Source organism: Balneolaceae bacterium (genome assembly GCA_034521495.1).
Lineage (GTDB): Bacteria > Bacteroidota > Rhodothermia > Balneolales > Balneolaceae > Rhodohalobacter.
Genome location: JAXHMK010000004.1, coordinates 345,624 through 365,227 on the forward strand (window position 1 = coordinate 345,624; position 19,604 = coordinate 365,227).

General features: G+C 43.5%; 16 protein-coding genes. 9 read left to right on the forward strand and 7 right to left on the reverse strand.

Annotation, left to right across the window (positions count from 1 at the left end):
- Nucleotides 1-85 precede the first annotated feature (85 nt).
- Together U5K72_02470 and U5K72_02475 are read right to left on the reverse strand one after the other, a co-directional pair.
- The gene (locus tag U5K72_02470) at nt 86-802 is read right to left on the reverse strand and encodes an HAD-IA family hydrolase (GenBank protein MDZ7717669.1); all 717 of its coding nucleotides are present in this window, start codon (nt 800-802) and stop codon (nt 86-88) included.
- A gap of 363 nt (nt 803-1,165) precedes the next feature.
- Nucleotides 1,166-1,528 carry a sodium-independent anion transporter gene (locus U5K72_02475; GenBank protein ID MDZ7717670.1) on the reverse strand — a complete coding sequence of 121 codons (363 nt, stop codon included), beginning with the start codon at nt 1,526-1,528 and terminating at the stop codon, nt 1,166-1,168.
- A gap of 281 nt (nt 1,529-1,809) precedes the next feature.
- On the opposite strand from U5K72_02475, the gene U5K72_02480 reads away from it, so the two are divergent.
- Entirely contained in the window at nt 1,810-3,366 is a 1,557-nt protein-coding gene (locus U5K72_02480; protein ID MDZ7717671.1) for a long-chain fatty acid--CoA ligase, read from the forward strand.
- 117 nt (nt 3,367-3,483) lie between these two features.
- Here the strand turns inward: U5K72_02480 and U5K72_02485 are convergent, their stop codons facing one another.
- Complete coding sequence (locus U5K72_02485) at nt 3,484-5,463, reverse strand: glycoside hydrolase family 3 N-terminal domain-containing protein (protein ID MDZ7717672.1); 1,980 nt, start codon at nt 5,461-5,463, stop codon at nt 3,484-3,486.
- Between the two features lie 340 nt (nt 5,464-5,803).
- Between U5K72_02485 and U5K72_02490 the strand changes: the two genes are divergently transcribed.
- The 3 genes from U5K72_02490 (at nt 5,804) to U5K72_02500 (ending at nt 9,201) form a co-directional block, all read left to right on the forward strand.
- Complete coding sequence (locus U5K72_02490; protein ID MDZ7717673.1) at nt 5,804-6,001, forward strand: hypothetical protein; 198 nt, start codon at nt 5,804-5,806, stop codon at nt 5,999-6,001.
- A gap of 99 nt (nt 6,002-6,100) precedes the next feature.
- Nucleotides 6,101-7,558, forward strand: a complete 1,458-nt coding sequence (locus U5K72_02495; protein MDZ7717674.1) for a hypothetical protein — start codon at nt 6,101-6,103, stop codon at nt 7,556-7,558.
- Nucleotides 7,559-7,692: 134 nt separating this feature from the next.
- Complete coding sequence (locus tag U5K72_02500) at nt 7,693-9,201, forward strand: hypothetical protein (protein MDZ7717675.1); 1,509 nt, start codon at nt 7,693-7,695, stop codon at nt 9,199-9,201.
- 571 nt (nt 9,202-9,772) lie between these two features.
- On the opposite strand, the gene U5K72_02505 is transcribed toward U5K72_02500, so the two are convergent.
- The 4 genes from U5K72_02505 to U5K72_02520 form a co-directional block, all read right to left on the reverse strand.
- Entirely contained in the window at nt 9,773-10,069 is a 297-nt protein-coding gene (locus U5K72_02505; protein MDZ7717676.1) for a hypothetical protein, read from the reverse strand.
- 22 nt (nt 10,070-10,091) lie between these two features.
- A complete protein-coding gene (locus U5K72_02510) occupies nt 10,092-10,514 on the reverse strand; it encodes an SDR family NAD(P)-dependent oxidoreductase (protein ID MDZ7717677.1) in 423 nt (140 codons plus the stop codon).
- Between the two features lie 219 nt (nt 10,515-10,733).
- Nucleotides 10,734-11,156, reverse strand: a complete 423-nt coding sequence (locus tag U5K72_02515; protein ID MDZ7717678.1) for a DoxX family protein — start codon at nt 11,154-11,156, stop codon at nt 10,734-10,736.
- A 62-nt stretch (nt 11,157-11,218) separates the two neighbouring features.
- Nucleotides 11,219-13,777 carry a DUF5916 domain-containing protein gene (locus U5K72_02520; GenBank protein MDZ7717679.1) on the reverse strand — a complete coding sequence of 853 codons (2,559 nt, stop codon included), beginning with the start codon at nt 13,775-13,777 and terminating at the stop codon, nt 11,219-11,221.
- A gap of 808 nt (nt 13,778-14,585) precedes the next feature.
- Between U5K72_02520 and U5K72_02525 the strand changes: the two genes are divergently transcribed.
- From U5K72_02525 to U5K72_02545, 5 genes are all read left to right on the forward strand, one after another.
- A complete protein-coding gene (locus U5K72_02525) occupies nt 14,586-15,140 on the forward strand; it encodes a hypothetical protein (protein ID MDZ7717680.1) in 555 nt (184 codons plus the stop codon).
- Nucleotides 15,113-17,887 (forward strand): HEAT repeat domain-containing protein, encoded by a 2,775-nt coding sequence (locus U5K72_02530; protein MDZ7717681.1) that lies wholly within the window; start codon nt 15,113-15,115, stop codon nt 17,885-17,887. The genes U5K72_02525 and U5K72_02530 overlap by 28 nt, the downstream gene beginning before the upstream one ends.
- The gene (locus U5K72_02535) at nt 17,871-18,032 is read left to right on the forward strand and encodes a hypothetical protein (GenBank protein MDZ7717682.1); all 162 of its coding nucleotides are present in this window, start codon (nt 17,871-17,873) and stop codon (nt 18,030-18,032) included. The genes U5K72_02530 and U5K72_02535 overlap by 17 nt, the downstream gene beginning before the upstream one ends.
- Before the next feature lie 23 nt (nt 18,033-18,055).
- Nucleotides 18,056-18,877: a DUF1080 domain-containing protein gene (locus U5K72_02540; protein MDZ7717683.1), complete on the forward strand. Its 822-nt coding sequence runs from the start codon at nt 18,056-18,058 to the stop codon at nt 18,875-18,877.
- A gap of 194 nt (nt 18,878-19,071) precedes the next feature.
- Complete coding sequence (locus U5K72_02545) at nt 19,072-19,563, forward strand: hypothetical protein (protein MDZ7717684.1); 492 nt, start codon at nt 19,072-19,074, stop codon at nt 19,561-19,563.
- Nucleotides 19,564-19,604: the final 41 nt, after the last annotated feature.

Sequence of the window (19,604 nt, forward strand, 5' to 3'; positions counted from 1 at the left end):
TTAAATCCCGGACAGAGCAAACCGAACCGCTAATTATTTGAAATTAAAGAATTGAACCCACCTTTAGTATAGGTATAATCCCTATTTATGGATTAAAATAAAACCGATAACGCTCTCTCTTTCCGGCGGGACAGACCTTTATTTTTCCGGAATCCCGAACAACTTCTGCATTCTGAAAATCGGGCTGAACAAATGTTGCTCCTGCAGTGGTCAGTGCATCAGATTGATTATTTTCATTGATCCCCACAACCGTAGATCCCGCGCCGGATGCAGCTTTCACTCCGCTAACTGAATCTTCAAAAACTATTACATCCTCAGGATCCAGATCTAATTTCTCTGCTGCAAGACAATAGCATTCGGAATTTGGCTTACCATTTTCAACAAGATTTGCGGTGATCATCACTTCAAACGGAGATGGATAGCTCAATCCCGCCAGCATTCTCTCAACTTTACCGGGCAGAGCACTCGTTACCAGGCCAATGCGGATTCCGTTTTCTGAGCACTGTTTTATAAAACGTTCCGCGCCCGGAATCATCGGGTACTCTTCCACAGACGCATCATACTCACCACACTCTTTGATAATCTCTTCGCGCGTCTCTTCAGGCAGACCTGCAAACAGATCGTTAACAGTGGGGCGTGCGGGCCGACCGTGAAATCTCTCCTCTCTTTCATTCTCCGGTATGTCAATGTTGTACTCGTCCAGTTTTTGTAGCCAAAACTCTTCAACATGATCTTTACTGTTGATAATCACACCATCCATATCAAAAATTATGGCTTTGTATCGACCGGTATTATTTTTCATCTATCTATAAATCCTGTCAAATTTTTAATTCGTGTTTTCTGCTGTAATCCCAAAACTCATCAATCTCTACATACTGAGAAGTTACCCCGAAATTTTTACTTCTTGAACTGTAAGTATAATAAAATCAGAAGGATACTTTTTTAAACAAGTGGAAATGCTCTTTGTTTGAAAGAAGACTACATAATAAGCCCCTTTCGGGGCTTTTGATCGCAAAAACTCCTTGGTCCCGACGGTTCGGGACGTTTCAAAAACCGAGACAAATTTCATCGTCATTGCTAATTATTTGCTTAAAAAAATGGGGTAACTCCTCCTACATACTCAATTCACAACCTGTCAAACCAGTTTATGATATTGATTCTGTTTTTACATTATGGAGACCCGATAGTTCTTGATTGAATACCGGGATCGCTGAAAAACATCTCTCACAGGGCCTTTCAGTCCTGTAAAAATTATCTCAATATCCCTCTCCTCGTAACTGTCTGCCAGCTCTTTAAAACCTCGCAGAGCACTTGCATCAACCTCGTTTATGCCGATTGCATCAATAATAATCTGATTTAGATTTTTACCGCTTCCAATTGTAAGTATTTCCAGTTGCTCCCTTAAATAAGGAATATTTGCGAAGTATAAAGCCGCGTCTATTCTTACAATAATTGTATTCGTTTGGGTCAGTGCTTCCGGATAGCGATTTAAATCCCGGTAGGTATCTGTGTCGGGGCCTGCGCGCACATCTCTTTTAAGATCGGGAAGATGAACCTCCCGAATTCAATCAGTTACCGGAATAAAACGGTGTAAAAATGATTTTTTTATGGTTCATTTCCTCTGTCTATGTTGAACAAAATAATTTTTTTCAACCGTTTTTCTGGATCACCATTTTCTATAATACGATAAGATCTTTTTTCATTCCAAATTTTGGAATCCTACGTTTACACAGAACTTTTTTTGTCTTAAATACCTGAATAGCAAGCATTGCTCCTGATCTTTTTAGGAAGCAATTGAACCATATTTACATGCAGATTACCCAATATTTAAAACAAGCTGTGCAGATCCATCCTTTGAGACTGGCCACCATTGATATTAAAAATAACCGCCGGCAAACATGGCTGGAATTTGGCACCCGGGTTACCAAACTTGCCGGTGCCCTTCAATCATTTGGCGTAAAAACCGGGGATCGTGTAGCTATACTTACAATCAACAGCGATGTTCATTTAGAATACTATTTCGCCACCATTTGGACCGGAGGAATCTCTGTGCCATTAAATACCCGTCTGGCTTCGAATGAAATCTGGCATATTTTGGATGACTGTGGCGCTAAATTTTTAATTGTGGATGATTCCACCTATCCAACTTTACATGGAAATTTAGAAAACTCATCTTCCATTACGCATACCATTTTTGCAGGCGCGGGAAAATCGCCTGATGGCCTGGTTGCACATGAAACGTTTTTACAATCCTCTAATCCTGTGCCCGGTAAAGATTGCGGGGATGAAGATATTGCTATGATCACCTACACCGGCGGTACAACCGGTCAGCCAAAAGGAGCGATGCTCACTCACAACAACATCATCCACAATTCCCGCTCTGCACTGGCTATTTTAGATGATGACGAACCCTGGACCTATCTGCATGCCGCGCCGATGTATCACATTGCCGATTGCCAGTGGAACACCGGGGTAACGATGGCGGGAGGGACGCATGTTTTTCTTGATAAATTTGATCCTGAAGACGTTCTCACCGCGATTGATCGGTTCAAAATCACTCACACCGCATTGGTTCCCACGATGATTAAAATGTTGTGTGATCTGTCCGACATCGACTCCTTTGATCTATCCAGCCTGAGAAAAATCAACTTTGGCGGATCGCCGATCTCTCCAGAATTGATCAAAAAAGCCCGACAGAAATTCCCGCAGTGTGAATTTATCCAGGGATATGGGCTGACGGAAACCTCGCCGAATATCTCCATGTTGCCGGATAAATATAACAGGCCGGGAAATCCAAAAATTGAGTCGGCAGGGAGACCGGTTCCCGGAATGGATGTAATGATTATTGATGAAAATGGCGATGAAGTACCTCGCGGAATCATCGGTGAAATCATCACAAAAGGACCGCATGTAATGGCCGGGTACTGGAATGATTCCGAGGAGACCGAACGAGTATTGAGAAACGGCTGGCTTCACACCGGAGATTTGGGATATATGGATGAAGACGGGTTCATTTTTGTTGTGGATCGCCTGAAGGATATGATTATAACAGGCGGAGAGAATGTGTATTCTACTGAAGTGGAACAGGTTATTGAAAAACTGGATGGTGTAGAAGTTTGTGCTGTGATTGGAATTCCTGATGAAAAATGGGGAGAAGCAGTGTATGCAATTGTTCTTCCAAAAATAAATCAGAAGTTGAGTGAGGAAGAGATAAAATCACATTGCAGACAATATCTGGCCCATTATAAATGTCCAAAAAGTATTGAAATTCGCTACGAACCATTGCCGGTGAGTGGACCGGGCAAGATCTTGAAACGAAAACTTCGAAAACCGTTTTGGCCGAAGGACGGTCGACAGGTGAATTAGAACCTTCAAGCGTCCGTAGGTCCTTGAAGCGTTCGATTGTGGTTCCTACAAGATTTTCTAAAACTGGCACAGTGTTCAGCGAAGTGTCACTTGTGCCCTTTTAACTTCGGCAACCAATCATTTATAACTCAATCCATACCCAAATGGAAAGAGCGGATCTTCCGAATCAAACGGAACATCTTCTTTCTGATTCAATACAGCTTCCCATGATGACGGCATTTCAAACGGTAGTTTACCCGTTGGATTGAACTCACCGAAGAGAAGATCAAAAATAGCTTCATTGCTGGATCCAAAATTTGCAAGAATGGCTGATGCCGAATCGGCCAGTTCAGGTATCACAGCCGGTCTCGAGAGGTAGGTTGTAATCACCGTCGGCTTCTGATGAATGATCTCCATCACGGGTGCCAGTTCCTCATCGGTGTAGTATAAACGTCCCATCGGGAAAAGGCTCATCCCTGCAAAACTTCCTATATCGGGGTCTTTGGGGGCTTCCAGGTTCAGGATAGCTACATCCGCTTCCTCAACCGTTTCAACAACTTGTCCATATTCAGAAGCAACCTCAGAATCTAAATTTTCAATGTAAATCTTTGTTCCCTGTTGGAGCGGCAAAATCGACTGGCCGTTCACTTTGTTATTGGTCAAAAGTACTTGCGACCGCAATTGAGACTCATATCCCATTTGCATTGCTTCATCTGTACCGGTCCGTTCGTTAACCATTTCAACATCTACATACGGATCATCAAACAACCCTAACCTGAATTTCAGTGCAAGCAGTTTTCGAACAGATAGATCAAGTCGTGATTCGGGAATACTGCCCTCTTTAACAAGCTGCACCACCAATTCCGGAGTGGATTCTCCTCCAAACTGGTCAACCCCTGCATCCAGTGCTTTTTTCACCCGAAGGACCGGCGCCAGATCTTCAACGCCGTAATTTTTTGTGCCTGCAAACGGAATAATATTCTCAATAGGATATCCCAGGATTGTCGTTGTGTTAATCAATCCCCAGTCGGTACAAACAATACCCTCATACCGCAGAGAATCCTGAAGTAAATCCGTAATGATCTCCTTATTGAATGCAAATCCAACCTCTTCGCTGGTTTGACCAACCGGAACTCCATAGTAAGGCATGATTTGTGAGGTGCCAACCTCTATGGCTGCTTCAAACGGAATCAGGTGATAATCAAAGTTATTGCCAGGGTACACCTGGTCTTTGCCGAATCGAAAATGGGCATCCCAGCCGTCTTCCTGCGGTCCGCCTCCCGGAAAATGCTTGGTCATGGTGGATACGCTGCTTGATGTGAGAGAATCTCCCTGGAAACCATGCACATACGCAGCGGTAAGTTTGGCGGAAAGATCGGCGTCCTCCCCAAAAGTTCCGCTGATTCGGGCCCATCGTGGATCGGTAGCCAAATCAGGCATCGGATGAAGTGCTGTGTGAATCCCAACCGCCCGATATTCCTGCGCGGCAATTTCGCCAAACTTGTGAACGAACGCAGAATCGCCAATTGCAGCAAGGCCAATCGGTTCCGTCCATTTCGAAAAACCCTCGATATTGAAACCAACGGTCGCCAATTTCATCGTGGTGTGGCGGGGATCTGAGCTGATAGTAACCGGAATTCCCAAACGCGTTCTCTCGGCAAGTTCCTGAACCTTGTTTTGCCACTCGGCAAGAAGGGCAGCCTCCGGCACTGCAAACAGGTTAAAGAAGTTCATCTGCTTATCAAGCAATGCTTCTTCCAGCGGTAAAAAATTCATGATATTGAATACACCCGCAAAATCTCCGTCCGAGCCGACGGCTGCCGGACTGTGAAACATCAAACCGGCTTTTTCTTCCACTGTCATCTGTGCCAGCAGATCTTCGACCCGTTCATTTACGGAGAGTCGGTGATCTTCATAGGGGTCCAGTTCAGCATTCTTGTTCAGGTCCCGAAAAGTCTTCCCATCAATAGTAAGCGTATTGACAGGTGGACCGGCTTTTTCCATCGCTGCATTAATTTTACCCGTCTGACTGAAATAGAAATATCCAGCCAGAACGGTAATTAATATGATGATTGCCAGTAATAGAATACCAATTCCCTTGAATACTTTTTTTATCATAACTAACCTCTAATCCAATAACGATTCACCAACCCTTTAAGGTTTAATTTAACACGAAATCTCAATAATAATTGAGACATTTATCTACTACTTTTTTAAGATCTTGCAGCAGTTCAAGCAAAATTATTTTGTTCGCCTGATATCAGCTGCTCAGATATTGTTCAGAATTCTTTGTTATTTTCTCTTATTTGAAACCAAATGCCCCTCCACTTTTATGTAACCGATATTTCTCAGAAAACCCAGATTCATACACTTCCAGCCAATTTTATCTGAAAGAATCATGCTTATCTTATTTTTCTGTTAAATTAGATTGAATGAAAACTATCCAAAAATATCTGCCATGATATCAATACATAAAATGAGAGCTGAATATGCGATCACCATATTACTTTCTGTATTGATTATAGTTTTTATCATTCAGCTTAAACCGGTCCTTGCACAACTTGAATTTGAAGAGATTCCGGTTGAAAAGCCGCAGGTACTTGTGCTTTCGGATATTGCCAATGAGCCGGACGACCAGGAATCACTCATTCGATGACCTGGCGTATAGTTTCTAAAATATCAGAACAATCAGAGTATCATTTTTTGGGTTTTATTGACACTTTAGATTTATGAATCATAATAAACGCAGTTGACCATGAATAGATTAAAAGTACACGTTTATCCCCTATTACTCGCGGGGATTACCCTGTTGAGTATGAATCTTGCATACGCTCAAAGCACAACCATTGATAACGCCATCCAACCCTATCACGAAAACCCCTGGTATTGGCAATATAAAGGAGAACCGATTTTGCTGATTGGGGCGAGTGACGAAGATAATCTGTTTCAGTGGACGGGTGAGCAACTGACTGATCATCTTGATTTGATGGAATCAGTCGGTGGCAACTATGTAAGAAATACCATGTCAGACAGAGATGAGGGAAACCTATTTGCAGTAAGAGAAATTGAAGATGGCAAGTACGATTTGGAACAGTGGAATGATGAATACTGGAACCGATTGGAATTTTTCCTCGATGAAACGGAGAAGAGAGATATTGTGGTGCAGCTAACACTATGGGATTGGTTTGACCTGTTATACGGCCGTTTTCCCATTCACCCGCTGAACCCGGAAAATAATATCAACTGGGAACCCGGTACCATTGAAGATACCCGGGATTTCTATGGCGGTTCGCTCTACGAGAATAACGAATCTGTTTTAGATTTTCAGCATCGATACATTGATAAATTGTTATCAATCACCCTGGCCTATGATCACATTCTTTATAACATCAACAATGAGAGCAGCATAGGGGCTGAATGGGAAAACTACTGGGCAACATATTTGAAAGAGGTTGCCGATTCAAGCAATAAGGATATATACATAACCAGTATGCAGCTAATTCCAAGTAATTCATTACGCCATGTCATGACAAACAGGGATTTGTATGCTTTTGTTGATGTGTCCCAAAACAACCAGGATGCGGCCGGTGCTGTTGGGCACAAGCATTGGGAGAATCTGATCTACTGGCGGAATATGATCGATGCCCAGCAAGATGGCCCCATGCCCATTAACAACATAAAAGTATATGGCGAGAGCGTGGGGAATAATGTGAGAGCCGGTACGGAAAAAGAGGCCGTCGAACGATTTTGGAGAAATATTTTTGCCGGTTCCGCATCCACGAGATTTCACCGGCCGGGCATCATGAGTGTTGAAGCCGGAGGATGGGGCATCGGGCTATCCGATAAAGCACAACACACCCTGCAGACCGTTACGATGTTCCTGGATGAGTTCGATATATTCAATGCTGAACCGTATGCAGGGTGCAAAACAATTGGCCCATCCATTCCCGCTGATTACTGCCTGGCTAACGTTGGCGAAGCTTATGCTGTTTACTTTCCCTCCGGCAGATCTTCTGTTGATATCGATCCCTGGGTTTATCTTGATGAAGTAACGATCAAATGGTTAAATGTTACAAGAGGCGAATGGGTGAAAGAGGAAACTAAAAAGTTAGACTGGACAAAAGAAGTCTCATCCTGGTGGGGACCGGACAGGGTTCTGGTTTTAACACCTGAAGATGAAGAATCGTACATTGCCATTATTAAAGCTAAATAGTGTTTGGTAAGAAAAATCATACGGGTGCAAACAATAACAAAACACTTTTCAATATGATTTTACCGGCAGGTTATTATTAGCAAGATTTTTTAAACGAAAAACAATCAAAGCATAAACATCAAAAAAAAACCGATATGAAACCTCAGTCAGCCGGACCGCACACAAAATTAGGATTCAACCAGATTTACCCGGTGTTGACCTCAGCGCTTTTTACAGTGGTACTTATTTTCTTAGGATACCCACAGTTAAGCAGTGCACAAAATCACGAAAGTGAAGCCATTCGTCCTTTCACCGAAAACCCAATGTATTGGCAGTACAAAGGCGAGCCTTTGATGCTAATTGGCGGAACGGATACGGACAACCTGTTTCAGCTTCTGTACCTCGAAGAGCACCTGGATGAACTTAAAGCCGCCGGCGGGAACTATGTTCGAAACACGATGGCGTTTTCGCGCGAAGAGGATGTATGGCCCTATCAAATAAATGATGAGGGACAGTTCGATCTCGATCAGTTCAATCCTGAGTTCTTCGAACGGTTTGAGAGATTGCTGCGAATGGCTTATGAGCGTGATATCATTGTACAGGTAGAAATATGGGCGACGTGGAATTACTATATGGAAGGAGGTGAAGGATATCCGAAAAGAGGCTGGAATCTGAGTCCGTTCAATCCGCTAAACAATGTAAATTATACTGTTGAAGAATCCGGTCTGCCAACAGAAATTGATTACAGCAAGAGCGAATATCCGGGTGAGCATGCTTTTTTCTACACGCGGCCGTCTGAACTGGATCTTGAGATTGTGAGAAAATACCAGGAAGCGTTTGTCGATAAAATCCTGGAGATCGCTTTTCAGTATCCCAATGTGCTGTACTGTATGAATAACGAGGTAAATGAGGCACATTCCTGGGGACAGTATTGGGCCCAATATATTCAGGATAAGGCAGCCGAAAAGGGGATCGACGTACAAACAGCAGATATGTATGATATCAATGCCCTTACCGATCCGCGCCACCGACAGATTCTGGACGATCCCGTCTACACATTTGTTGATATCTCCCAAAACAATTTTCACACCGGTGAGGTGCATTATGAGCTGGTGCGCTATCTGCGTGAGTACAGTCTCGAAGGCCCTAAAAAGCCGTTAAACAACACCAAAATCTACGGCGGTGTGTGGACGTATGATGAAGGCGGAGTGGATGAAGGTGCTGCCCGGTTTATGCGAAACCTGTTTGCAGGAGCCGCTTCCATGCGATTTCACCGCAGAGATGCCGATCCCTATGCGGATGAACTTCGAAATTACTACGGGCTCGGACTGGGCGATGAGGCGAAAGCGGTCATACAAAGCACAAACATGCTTCTTGAAGAGATCAACCCGTGGGACCTGGAACCAACCTACGATCACTTTTTGGCGCGATACCGGAATGAAGCGTATTTTCTGGCCGATCCCGGGAATACGTATGCCGTCTATTTCCAAAACGGCGGTGTGGTAGAGCTCGATCTCCGCGAGCAAACCGGCACCTACACCATCCAATGGCTGGATGTGATGAACTCCACCTGGGCTGATGAAACCCGCGTTGAAGCCGGAGAACTCACCGAAATTGAAACTCCCGGCCAGGGGGATTGGGTAGCTGTTATTAAAAGAAGATAGAAATTACCTGAGTTCGAGATAAGATTTAAAATCGAAAAGCCCCTTAAAGGGGATTGATGAGATAATCTCCCCTCGAGGGGAGTACTCCGTCAATCGACGGAGGGAGGGGTGTACTTCAAAATCTCGCACGAATGTGAACAACTTGTGCGATTACAACGAATTGGGTTCAAGTTAAAAACTTGCACCCGTTCAGAGGGACAACCGTACTAAAACTTCATTAAACGAGGACAATTGCGCCATCGCAGTTCACTTTTTAAAATAATGTTAGAGGTGCCCAACGAAGAAACCATTTGGGACATGAAATTAAAAAAGAGAGCCAGTTGATAACTTCTGTCACTCAATAACCTCACTTCATCAACCATAACCACATGGACTCAATAAAAGCAGGAATATAAACAGCAACAAAGCTCTTCGCTGGCTCTCTTAATCAAAATAAATTGTCAGATCACTATCAATCTTTCGATCACCTTATAAGAGACACTTATACTCTATTTCTAATCATTTGTTTTTTTTAAAACGTGTAAAATTGAGCGGCGGAATATCGGCCCAAATTAAAGATTTGCAAGAGGGATCAGTTTCTACCGGCCGGAAAATGAATACCGGTAACTTCCTCGCAAACAGCAAGAAATTCTTCCTGCAGTTCAGCATCATCTGCCTTTGAATGATAGTTTGCTTCTCGTTTGTGATAAAAATAGCGTCCGTTGACTTTCGCTTTTTCATCGTCACTCACTGCCAGCCACACCTGTGTTTCATATCCTTTTTGGAGATCATCTGTTGCACCTGAGCCGCCCATTTTTGTTGGAACCCAGCCGGGGTCAACAGCATTGGAAAAGACATCCGGCCATTTTCGGGCCACAGCTTTTGCCAACAACAGATCATGGAATTTGGAATCAGAGTAAGGGACCCCTTTTCCCGATTTTATTCTGTCTAAGTGAAGGATTTCCATGCTTATGCATACCAGAACTCAGGTAAATGAGTCGTTTTGGTTTCTGAATCAGGCAGGTCAGGATGTATGGTGCCAATGTGTTTACAGTCATAATCGTCTGTTGATCCGTCCGATACACTCCGGCGTTGTGAATGACCGCATCAAACCGACCCAAATCATTAACATCTTTGGCCAGCTTTTTTGTCTCTTCAATATTTGAAAGATCACCGGTTGCAACACCTTCAGCATTAGGTACATTATCCATTGTATCTTCTGCTCGTTTTTTATTTCGGGCATGCAGGACAACTTCGTGTCCCTGTTGGATCAGGGATTTTGCTGCCAGTTGTCCGAGTCCGGCGGTTGAGCCGGTGATAAATATTCGTGGCATAATAAACGAAATCTTCGATTTACTTTTACTAATAGGAAAAGAGGATCATACTCTCTTTTCAAAACTGCCCATGTGTCTAAAGAAAATTATATTCATATTTAAATGTTGTTGCAGTAAAGATTGATAACTAATGACTCCCAAGTAAACAGAAAGCCAATGAACCCTAAAATTCTATCTGAAAATTGTTTTAACAAATGCATTTAAAGATTAAACCCTCTGTTATTTTAATCCATCGTTGATTTTTGCATCGATTGAGTATTTACCGGCACCTGTCAAAAACAGTGATAAAAATGCTATCAGAAAGAACAAGGGCAACTCCTTATCCCCAAATGGATCACCGGCGTAAACAATAAATACGATTACTACAAAAGTAAATATTAGCGGAATAGTCGCCAACCGTGTCCATAATCCAATCAGTACAAAGATGGCACATATTACCTCAGCAAATGTTGCTAATAACAGAGAAACCGCAGATCCAAGTCCAAGTGGATCACCAAAGCTAAAATCACCATTAATGATCTTTAAAAGTTTTGGAATTCCATGAGTCATAACCAGACAGGCAGTTCCAATTCTTAGAAGCAGGATAGCCAGATCCGGACTCACAATTTCGTTTAAACGAGGAGAGTTTAGTTTTCTAAACATAGTAAGATTTTATTGAGGTTTTTGTCTGCGAAAGTTCTGAATTTAATCTTCAATCCTAATACCTAATAAAGGAACGTATAGTTGATTTTAAGCAAAATTGAATTATCAGGAAGAATATCGAATGTATCATTGATTTGAGTTCCAATCGGCCGGTCGTATGGAGAGGAGCCATAGGGGGAAAGAGGATTGAGTTCATCCGAGAAATTCCTTCCATGAGACCATACCAGAAAGATGGTTGAACCGGGACGATATTCCCAGCGTATGACCATATTTGAGAGAAAACTATTGAATGAAAACTCATCCCGCTTTGGATAGGAGCTGAAATCAGCAAGATTGTCCCGATCTTGCAGTATCTTGAAATTTTCGTATTTACCTCTTGCAAGAAAAAGCTGGTTGTAGATTTGAAGTGACAAATTTTGCGTAAATGTTACCGTACTTCTGAATGTGAAATCAATGGATCGGGTATCTCTTTCCCCAAACACCGGAACATAGTATGCATTATCACCAAAAGGCTCTTTACTTGATAAAATCGGGCTGAGCTCTCCTCCGTCATCAAATGAGCGATATTCATCATTACTCAACCTGGATGGTGGTGCAGATGTTTCCCCAATGAACCAATCTGATCCACTTCGTCGAAAAGATTCATTTGATGTCCAGGCAGTAACGGCTCTTTCCCATTCTCCCTCTACATTTGCAAACAGATCCAACCTCGAACCTACATTCCAGTTTCCCCGCAATCCAAGGGCATATTCATTGCCCCCATCATCATGGTATGTCCATGCAGCTTCCGGCGAGAGTTGCCAGGGCCTTCTCTCATCTGTTTCAAATTCAAATTCAAATTCAGCACTAAATGGCTGGGCATAAGGGCCTAATCCACGTGTTTCAAAAAGATCATAACCACCGAAGATTTTATCGACATTAACATCTGCCCCAATGGACTGAAACGATTTAAACGTCCAGTTTGATCCGGTTCTTAATCCCAAACCAAGATCCAGGCCTTCATCATATGAAACTGATTGTGTAATAAAGGCATCAAGATCCGCTTGTTGAAAAGCTCCAAACGGGCGGCCACCATTGATTTGGTGTTCTATCCTGCCTATCGCTACTATGTAATTATTTTGCCGTAATTGACCAAGATCATTTGGATTAAAGTCGTCACTAAACACTTCCGCACCAACAAATCCCCGCCACGCACCCTGGCGTTTTTCAGTGAATAACTTACCTGCAAAACCAGTTTCGGTTTCATCATTTGCAGTCAATCTCCTGTGAGTGAATGAAGCATATCCGTCAATTCCATAGTTGTTGTCAGCGAATCGAAGATCCCAATCTGTTCCGCCGGAATATGTTCTGCGTCTGCCATCTCCTCCACGAAAAGGACTGTCATAGAATGTTAAAATACCTCCAATCGTTGAGAAATCTCCGATCTGTTGGCTTGCACGAGCTACACCGTAATTCCTGGAGGGATCAAACTCATCCCCGGTCATCGCTCCAAGTACACCAAACGAGAGGCCTTTTTCGGTTCGGCCGGAAAGTTTTGTAGCACCAATAATGGGATCTTCAGCTCCAATTCTTCGGGTATACAGGAGTTCACCACGGCCAACAGAAAATTCATAGATTTCAATACCTTCTACAAAAAACGGTCGCTGCTCCTGGAAAAATGTTTCAAACGCCGTGAGATTTAAAACAGCCGGATCGGCCTCCACCTGCCCAAAATCAGGATTAATCGTTGCATCAAGTGTGACATTTGGGCCTAAACCAACTTTAATATCACCACCAACATCTATATTTGTATCCGTTGCCACTTCTCCGGGATCCGTTGGATTTTCTCCGGAATTAAATCCACTTACCATATATGGACGAACCTGGATATTTGGCTTTGGTTCTACATTTCTAATGTTTTGCAGAAGCCCAAATTGAGCAATCAGATTATCTCTCTCAACCCTTGGAACCAACGGCCACTCTGTAACCTCCCCAAGCCTCGGTATATTCCTGGTGAAATGAATTCCCCAGGTTTGAACATCCGTTTCCGAGAATCGAAGCATGCTGTATGGAATCTGCATTTCAACAATCCACCCTTCATTCGTCACACTCACATCAGAATACCAAACTGCATCCCAGGACTCGTCAACACCCGGAATACCGGGGCCTCCCCCAAAACCACCTGAGCTTCGTATACCATCATATTGAATTCCTGCTGCATTTATTCCAAAAGTAAAAGCATTTTGGCGATTGTAACGCGAATCAAACGAAACAATAAACCAATCGGCACGGTTGTAGTCATCCCGCCTTCCCAAAGCACGTTCAATTTCAGAGGGATTATCATCATGCAGCATGGCTCCAACATAAATACCACCATCTCCATAAAGGATACGAACTTCTGTGTTTTGGGTTGATACTTCACCTTCATCAGGACTGAATTGCCTGAAATCCGTTGCAATTTCAGCCTGATTCCATGCTTCTTCATCGAGCCTGCCGTCAATACTGACAGATGATTCTATTTGATGTGCATTTACACTTGTTTTTTCTTGTGCCAGAGATTGGCTTGAAAACAGCAGAATAACGGCGAGCGAGATGCAGAGACTTATTTTGTTGATAAACAAATTATTTTTGATTCTTCTCATTTACTACTGGTTAACATCCATAATGGAATTGTTTTTCATGATTGTTACAAATTTAAACATTGGAGGAATTTATATCATTTTTATACCTCTTGATTTACATTTAATAACTTTTTTAGGCTTGTTTGAGTTATAACAAGGTAGGCTTCAATTCTGCTGTAAAATTGAATGAATTCTGAAGGAAATTTGATTTTTACTATTTTTTACAGCGCATCTTCTTAGATATCGATTCATTTTTTAAGCAAGCTTTCCAACTATTACACCAACTAAACCAAAGCTTTCGAATTTCCTCTATTTCTGAAAGCGAAAATCCTCAACAAAAAATGAGAAATACGATACAATCTGAATTGCTTTGTTCATCCCCCTCTTTTTTTTTACATCTAAAGGAAGACTTTGCAAAACCGTGGGAATACGTCAATCTGAACTCGATTCAGATTCTCCATTCGTCTTTATAGCCAGTATGTGGAGATCCTGAATCAAGTTCAGGATGACGGTCATAGTTTTGCAAAGTCTTCTAAAGTTGACAAAGCTCTTCATACAGAACAACTTTACTTCTTGGCTACAGTTAAGTTCACTTTATTCGTATTGACTAAAGAACTATGAGTTGATGGATCTCAAAAAAGGCAACGTGTTTTTTTCAAATTGAATTTTTTTAGAAGATTATCGCTTTTTGATCATCATATTGACGACAAAAATCCTGTTTAATGAAGTTTAAAAAATGATTTATAATATCCAGTTAACTTTTTGGTTTTAAGAAGTTACATTAAACCGGTTTATCCCATTATCACTCTTTTACCATAACATAGATTCAATGAGCATTATCAGTTCCTTTCTTACAGATCAAAAACAAATTTTTACCAAACTATTAATTCTGGCGTTCGCTGCAGTTCTATTTCATAGTTGTTCCGGTGAAGATTCCAGTACTGAAGCCGTAGAATTTGAACCCCAGGTTCTTCGCGTTAAACCTGACCAGGCAGCCTCGGAAGCGAATGAAATCACACAAAATACCCAGGCAGAAGTGGCCGAGGGACTTGAATACTCATTATGGGCTTCGGAAAAACTGATTGCCGATCCCATTGCCATTGACATGGATAACCAGGGCCGGGCATGGATCACGGTTACCAACCGAAGCGGTAACTCCGAATTTGATGTTCGCGGTGTAGACGACAGCTGGCGTATTGAATCGATGAAATGGGAAACCGTTGAAGATCGCCGTGAATTTTTACATACCGAACTGGCACCGGAAAAAGTGATCAAAACACCTGGATACCGGACCGAAATGAAGATGGCTCTCACGACTGGCGCGATTTGGCCGTTGTGGAGGAAGAGATCTGGAAAGTGGAAGATACCTCAGGTGATGCAATAGCAGATCAGTCTCAGCTTTATATAAGTGATTTTAATAACGAAGTAACCGACGTGGCCGGAGGACTTACAACATTCAAGAATAATGCGTTCTTGGGTGTTGGCCCTGATCTTTGGAGAATTCGCGATACGGATAATGACGGAATGGCTGATGAAAAAGAGTCCCTAAGCCATGGTTATAACGTACATATTGGTTTTGGTGGCCACGGAATGTCTGGCGTAAAAGTGGGACCCGATGGACGAATTTACTGGGGAATCGGGGATATCGGATTTAATGTAGTGGATAAAGAGGGCAATCGTCATAAGTATCCAAACCGCGGCGCGATTCTTCGGTCTGATCCGGACGGCAGCAATTTTGAAGTGTTTGCCACGGGGGTTCGAAATACCCACGAATTCGATTTTGACAAATATGGAAATCTTATTTCGGTTGATAATGACGGCGACCATCCCGGCGAGCACGAACGATTGGTTTATTTGATTAACGGTTCCGACAGCGGGTGGCGCATCAATTGGCAGTTTGGCAAGTATCGTGATCCAAAAAATAACGAGTATAAAGTGTGGATGGATGAGGAGTATTTTCAGCCCCGGTTTGAGAATCAATCCGCTCACATTTTACCTCCGATTGCTCCATATCATGCCGGTCCCGCGGGATTTGCTTACAATCCCGGAACCGCACTCAGCGAGGAGTGGAAAGAACACTTTTTTGTGATGTCCTTCCGTGGATCGATTGCCAATTCACCCATTTATGGATTTACACTGGAGGAAAGCGGGGCCGGATTTGAACTCAAAACGGATGAGGAAGTGCTGACCGGAATCTTAGCTGTTGGACTGGATTTTGGTCCCGATGGCGCTCTCTACATGACTGACTGGCGAGACGGATGGGATCGAAACGGTGAAGGGCGCATCTGGAAACTCGATGCTCCAGCCGATGCAAATTCTGATATTCGCCTCGAAACCAAGAACCTGATTGCTGATGATTTCACTCAAAAATCAGAAAATGAATTAACCTCACTGCTTGCACATCAGGACATGCGTGTCCGCCAAAAAGCCCAGTTCGAACTTGTAGACAGAGGCGCGAACGATCTCCTGCTTGGGGCAATCGAATCTAACGACAATCAACTTGCAAGAATTCACGGCATTTGGGGGCTAGCACAACTCGGACGGGAAAACATCGAAGCTGTAGAACCTCTGGTTCAGTTTTTGGATGACGAAGATGCGGAAATAAGAGCCCAGGTTGCTAAAATGCTGGGCGATGTTCGATATGAACCGGCGGCCGATGCGATCCTTCCTCTTTTATCGGATGAAGATGCCCGCGCTCGAATGTTTGCCGCCGAAGCTCTCGGAAGAATCGGGTATGAAGATGCCGTGGCTCCAATCGTTGATATGCTGGAAGTCAATAACGATGAAGACGTTTACCTTCGCCACGCCGGTGCTGTTGCCCTGGCACGAATCGGGGATACGGAAGCTGTAAACGATTTAGAAGACCATCCCTCAAGAGCCGTTCGTATTGCGGCCGTTGTAGCATTGAAGCGGATGGGAGATCCCGGTGTTGCCCAATTTTTGGATGATGAGGATGAATTTATCGTAACAAATGCCGCCAGAGCCATCTCCGATGACGCGTATATTGAAGAGGCCATTCCGGCTCTCGCTCAGCTTTTAGATCAAACAAATTTCACCAATGAACCCCTGCTGAGGCGTATCATCAATGCCAATGTGTACAGCGGAACTGCTGAGGATGCCCAACGGCTTGCTCAATTTTCACTGCGGGATGATATTCCGGTTGAATTAAGAGTTGAGGCTTTGAATACACTTGAATACTGGGATAATCCTTCCATATTCGACCGGGTTACCGGACGCTATCGCGGAGAGATCAGTAATAGTCAAAATGATGCGCAGGAAGCGATTGCCGGTGTGATGGAAACACATCTTTCGAATGGAGAGGAGAGCATCAAAGTGGCAACTCTCACTGCAATCGGCCAACTTCAACTTTCAGAAGCGACTGAACAAATATTAATGCTGGCTGAGGATGATCCTTCATCGCAGGTCCGAACTACGGCACTACAAACACTCTCTGACCTGGACTATCGGCAACTGGATGATGCGCTTGCGAAAGCTATTGAAGATTCAAATCAGGAAGTTCGTATGCAAGCAATCAGCCTCCTGGTGGATTCCGATTTTCCATCCGAAACGAAAGTTGCTCTTTTTACAACCGTTCTTGAAGAGGGGACTACAGCTGAGAAAAAAGAGGCGTACGAAGCGTTGTCCAGGCTGAATTCTTCCGGTGCCGAAAAACTGCTGTTGAACGAAATGGAGCTGCTGATGACCGGTGAACTTAATCGCGAAATCCACCTCGATCTGATTTTGGCTGTGGAAAACAGCGATTCCGGTCAACTTCAACAAGCACTTGAGGAATACAATGCTGAAAAACCGGATGATCTTCTTGCTGAGTATCGGGAAACCATGTATGGAGGAAACGCCCAAAACGGCTCAAGAATTTTCTATTCGGATGTTTCCGCGCAGTGCATCCGCTGCCACATGATCGGTGATTACGGTTCAGATGTGGGGCCGCCTCTGACGACCGTCGGGGAAAGATTAGCCAGAGAAGAGCTGCTTCTTTCTATGATCGATCCATCCGCTCAGCCCGCATCGGAATATTCGCCTGTGACTGTTACTAAAAAGCAGTGGCGAAACAGTCCGCGGAGTTTTTCTCGAAGAAACAGATTCCGCTTTGACGTTGTCTCAGCAGAATGAAAAAATAACCATTCCAAAATCGGAGATCTCTGAAATTAGCTATGCTCCGTCTGCCATGCCGGCCGTGGGCGATCGTCTGAATAAACAACAAATTCAGGATCTGGTTGAATTTCTGAGTCAGCTGAGTGGCGAACAGGGCAATTAACTTTCAACAAAACCATCTTTATTTTGAAAAATCTTTTGATTCAAACAGGTATTACTCTTGCGGGAATATTGTTTCTCAGTTTTATTAATACGACGGCAGTTCATTCACAAACCAAAACCGCCCCCGTTACACAAGAGCAGAACTGGGTTCCGCTTTTCAATGGTGAAAATCTGGATGGCTGGACTCCAAAGTTCGCCGGTCACAATCTCGGCGAAAATTACAAGAATACATTCCGGGTTGAAGACGGACTTCTCAAAGTTTCTTATGATGAATATGAAACATTCGATGGCAAGTTTGGTCACCTTTTCTACGAGCAGCCTTATTCAAACTACAGGATCCGACTCGAATATCGATTTGTAGGAGAGCAGATTCCCGGCGCCCCCGATTGGGCCTGGCGAAATAACGGTATCAAGTTTCACTCTCAGCCGCCGGAAACAATGAGTCTTGATCAGCAATCTCCGGTTTCTATTGAAGTTCAATTACTTGGTGGGAATGGAACTGACGAGCGCCCCACCGCTAACATCTGTTCGATGGGAACACACATCGTGATGGACGGCGAGCTTATCACCCCACACTGCACCGAATCGAGTTCAAAAACCTATCACGGCGATCAATGGGTAACTGTTGAGGCTGAAGTTCACGGCGGAGAGATCATTCACCACTATGTAAATGGAGAGAAAGTACTTTCCTACAGTGCCCCTCAGTATGATACGTCTGATGAGCTTACAGAACATCTAATACCTGAAGAGGGCAGCATGATTATTTCCGGTGGCTACATTGCTCTTCAGGCCGAAAGCCATCCCACCCATTTTCGGAATATTGAGATTTTGCCTTTGGGAGATTGATTCTCAACTTTTCTTGTAGTGAAAGGTGTTGATATTGCCATTGCAACTGTTACGCCCCACCCTAAATCCCCATAAGCGCTAACTTAAAATTTTCTTTCAATACATTTAGAGTTTCTAAAGATTTCTCCTTCTTCCTTGCCAAGGAGAGGAATTAGGGGTGGTTCAAACAGGTTCTGTTCATTTTTCACACTTTTATGAAGAAAAAGATTCCGGTCCAACCACCCCAGGAGGGCCGGGGGATGGGGCAATCAGCCATTGCGATTCTTCGCATACTTTGCAGTTTAAAAGGGGACCTGCAAAGAGCGCTGAGTTTTTCTCTGCTCTTTGAGAGAAGACAGAAAGAGCGTAGCGATTCCCACGAAGTAAAACTACCAGTTAATGGAGATATCACCGCATCATTCAATAATATCGGGGATAACCCCATGGCATTTAGCAATGTACAGGGCGATATTGATATAACACTCCCTTCTGATGCCGGTGTTACGGCAAAAATGAGATCGGAGTGGGGAGAGGTTTATACAGATTTTCAGATGGAGATCGACCGGTCGAACCGGGAAAGTATCGAAGCGGATACCGATGTGTACAGAGTATCAATTAACAACTGGATTACCGGGCGAATCAACGGAGGCGGACCGGAGTATATGTTCAAAACGCTTCGCGGTGATATCTACCTGCGGAAGCGATAGAATTCGGAAAACCTGCAGATACTTTTTAAAAGTCTCCTGCC